General features: G+C 53.1%; 4 protein-coding genes. All 4 read right to left on the bottom strand.

The features are described 5' to 3' along the window. Positions 1-61 precede the first annotated feature (61 nt). Positions 62-604 (bottom strand): ProQ/FINO family protein, encoded by a 543-nt coding sequence (locus VSS37_RS04540; protein ID WP_324693512.1) that lies wholly within the window; start codon positions 602-604, stop codon positions 62-64. Positions 605-664: 60 nt separating this feature from the next. After that, positions 665-1,900, bottom strand: coding sequence for a tyrosine-type recombinase/integrase (locus VSS37_RS04535; protein ID WP_324693510.1), 1,236 nt, complete (start codon positions 1,898-1,900; stop codon positions 665-667). Positions 1,901-2,286: 386 nt separating this feature from the next. Then, on the bottom strand, positions 2,287-2,853 hold the full coding sequence (locus VSS37_RS04530; RefSeq protein ID WP_324693509.1) for a recombinase family protein: 567 nt from the start codon (positions 2,851-2,853) through the stop codon (positions 2,287-2,289). Positions 2,854-3,097: 244 nt separating this feature from the next. Beyond that, positions 3,098-3,305, bottom strand: a 208-nt coding sequence (locus VSS37_RS04525; RefSeq protein WP_324693508.1) for a hypothetical protein, incomplete at its 5' end; no start/stop codon positions are given.

Raw genomic sequence — 3,305 nt, 5'->3', positions numbered from 1 at the left:
CTATCCAGTATTGTATGGAAGTTTTCCAAAAAGAAAATGTCAAAATGTCATCATTGCTTGTTCACCCTTGCGCTTGCTGGCGGTTGGTGAGGGTTTCGGCGGCGTGCTGCTGGTGCTGTTGGCTGATGTCGCCCTCTTCCGCGCCGTCCAGGGTATAGCGAGCGCCGCCGCGCTGGATGGCTTGCAGGTAAAGGCCGTGGTTGGTGTGCTTCCGCAACACCTTCTGGACAACTTTTTTGGATGCGCCGGGAAAGCATTCATCATTCACCAATTTAAAGATTTGCTTTTCGATGCCCAGCGCCAGAGGCTGATAGGTCAGCCAAACGCGGAAGCCGTTCAGCCGGTCGTTCAGTTCGCGCATCTTGAGTTCAGACGGCGGTGTTACCTGTTTTTTGGGTTGCGGTTTGCGGGGTGGTTTCTTCGGTTTGGCCTTGGCTGCCGGTGGCTTGCCACCCTTCCCCGGTCGCTGGACGTTGGGCAGATCGTCGCGCCGGATGATGCGCTTGCCGGTGCGTGTAACCGTAGCAGATGGCGACGCGCCAGTGCTGGCGGGTTTGCGGGTGAAGGTCAGTGTCTTTTTGGGTGTGTCGCTCAGGTGTTGCACTCGCTCACGGGTGGCAAGGTTTCCCGGTTGCCCGGTGTTGTATTGGGGCAGTGCAGCAGGTCATCCCCTGCCCTGCGCAAAGTTGCCGATGATGACTTTACCGTGACCATGTTGCTGTCCCTCAAGAAAATCCGCCCACCATTGCATCATGTGCTTACGTTCGTCCAGGTAGCGCGCCATGTAGTCATAGGCGTTCGCCACCTTGTCCCGGCCTTGGTGCGCAAGCTGCTTTTCCACGACTTCATATCTGAATCCGTGGTCTTTCAGGGTACTGGATGCAATGGCGCGGAACCCGTGGATGGTGGTGTCATCACTCCACCCTATGCGCCGAATGACCTGCAATAGCGCGTTTTCACTGATGAGCTGGCCGCGCCTGATGGTATAAAAGATCAGGTTTGAATCCCCAGTGAAAGGCCGCAACTCTTCCAGCAGCTTCAGCGCCTGACTGGACAATGGGATAATGTGGGGCTGTTCCATTTTCATGTGTTCGGCGGGGATCTTCCAGAGCGCGCTTTCCCAATCGATTTCCTGCCATTCCGCCATTCTTACCGAGTCAGTGCGGGCGAAAGTCAACAAGGTGAATTGTACGGCGCGGCGCAGCACTTCCGAGCGGTATGCAGCCAGATCACGGAGGAAGTCGGGCAGGTCTTCCACAGTAAGCGCGTTGAAGTGTTTCTCTTTGTAAGCCTTGATTGCGCCGCGCATGTTTTCAGGTAGCGGGTTTCCCTTGATATAGCCGACGATGACGGCGAAACGAAAAACCGCGTTGACGCGCTGGCGCACCTTTTGCGCCTGCGGCAGTGTCCCCCGCCCTTCGATGCGCCGCAATACCGCCAATATGTCGGGCGCTTCCAGATCGTCGATGGGTTGTTTGCCGATGTGTGGGAAAACGTCCAGTTCCAGCGAGTGCAGCACTTGTTCAGCGTTGCTCTTTTTCCAGCGCCCCAACTGGTTTTCATGCCATTCGAGCGCGACTTCCTGAAAAGTTTTTCCGCTACCCCTGAGCCGGTCGCGTTGTTTTTTGGTATTCGGGTCTATCCCCTGCCTGACCATCGCCTTGGCCTCTTCGGCTGCAAGCCGCGCCGCTGCGCATTTCGTTTCTGGGAAAACTCCCACAGTGAACATGGTTTCCTTTTTGGTCTGCGGGTTGCGGTAGCGTAACCGCCAGATTCTGGAGCCGTTGGGGTTGATTTCCAGATATAGCCCCGGCATATCCTTTATCCGGTAAGAGGCGGTTTTTACCTCTGCGTTTCTTGCTTCCAGATCAGTCAGCAGCGTAATGGTTTTGCTTGGCATAACGCCATCGAACTCCCTTTGCTATCAACAGGTACAAGCGACTATACCCGCTATCCATACCCGCAAAAAGAATGCTTGAGAGACACAGGCGAAAACCCTACCCGCTTTTATACCCGGTATATCATGCGCTTTTGGTGTTTCCATGTAGACGGCTGTAGAATTGACAGCTACTATTTATCAAATACTTATGATCAGGATGGTTATATGTGGAGTGATGGAGGTGAAGGGAAGATGATAATAATTATATATTATTGATGTAATAGACAAATCATCATGTATTGATTTTCAAATACACACTAAAAATACACAGTGAAACATCACATTAGGGTTCGTATCTACAGAAAAGCCGGGCAAATTCCGACTTTTCTGGTGATTTCCACCCTTCCCTATGCCGCATCCTTCGCCCCCGCCAGCCGGTAAACCGTCTTACGGGAAATGCCGTGCTTGTCCGCGATGGCCTGCATACTCAGTTCGCCCGCCTTCACGTCTGCCTTGACCGCTTCCACCTGGTCGGCTTCCAGTTTCCCCGGCCTGCCAAACTTCACGCCTTTGGCCTTGGCCGCCGCCCTGCCCTCTGCTGTCCTGGCGTTGATCAAATCACGTTCAAACTCGGCAATGCCGCCAAGGATGGTAAACAGTAGTTTGCCGGTTGCATTACTGGTGTCCATGCCTTCCTGGTCAAGCACCTTGAAGGCCGCGCCCTTGTTGTCCAGTTCGCGGGCAATCTGCCACAGGTCGCCCATGGATCGCGCCAATCGGTCAAGCTTGGTGACGATCAGCACGTCACCCTTGCGGGCAAACTTCAAGGCCGCTTGCAACTGCTCCCTATCATCTGTGGATTTGCCGCTTTGCTTCTCACTGAATATTTCTTTGCACCCTTCGGCCTTCAGTTTTGCCAGTTGGGTTTCATAGTCCTGCCCGGTTGTGCTTACCCTTGCGTATCCGATCTTCATAAACCTGTCCCCTTTCGGTGTGTGTCTTAAGTTAGGTTTATTGTGTCATAAGTCCTAAAACTTTGTAAACTTATTTATGTCGCAACTTTTGACACACACCAACGCCGCATTCTTCCGTGGCCAAATCACTGACTTTATGATGTGTCATAATTTATAAGTTTTGACACAATGAAAAAGCCGGGAACTTGCCCCGGCTTCCTGGTGAAGGTTGTATGTTGTCAGGTGGTGGCCTGCCCTATCCCGGTTAAGCAATCACAAATTCAGGTTTTCCATTGCCGGGTTCTGGATTACGGGAAACCAATCCTGTTTCTATCAGGTCAGTGCAACCCCATTTGATCAGCACCTTTACAGCGTCGGTTGACCGTGGCAAGCCTGCCCCTGCCAACACGGGTTTCAGTGTTGCCCTACCAAGTCCAGTAACCTGACCTGACAAAATGGCCGCCTTGACCGCT

The organism is Candidatus Thiothrix phosphatis, assembly GCF_035668035.1.
GTDB lineage: Bacteria > Pseudomonadota > Gammaproteobacteria > Thiotrichales > Thiotrichaceae > Thiothrix > Thiothrix phosphatis.
This window is presented reverse-complemented; position numbering and strand designations above follow the sequence as displayed.

Excerpts from the sequence above, each read along its gene's own strand:
- VSS37_RS04535 (WP_324693510.1), bottom strand. The coding sequence starts at position 1,900 with ATGCCAAGCAAAACCATTACGCTGCTGACTGATCTGGAAGCAAGAAAC.
- VSS37_RS04530 (WP_324693509.1), bottom strand. The coding sequence starts at position 2,853 with ATGAAGATCGGATACGCAAGGGTAAGCACAACCGGGCAGGACTATGAA.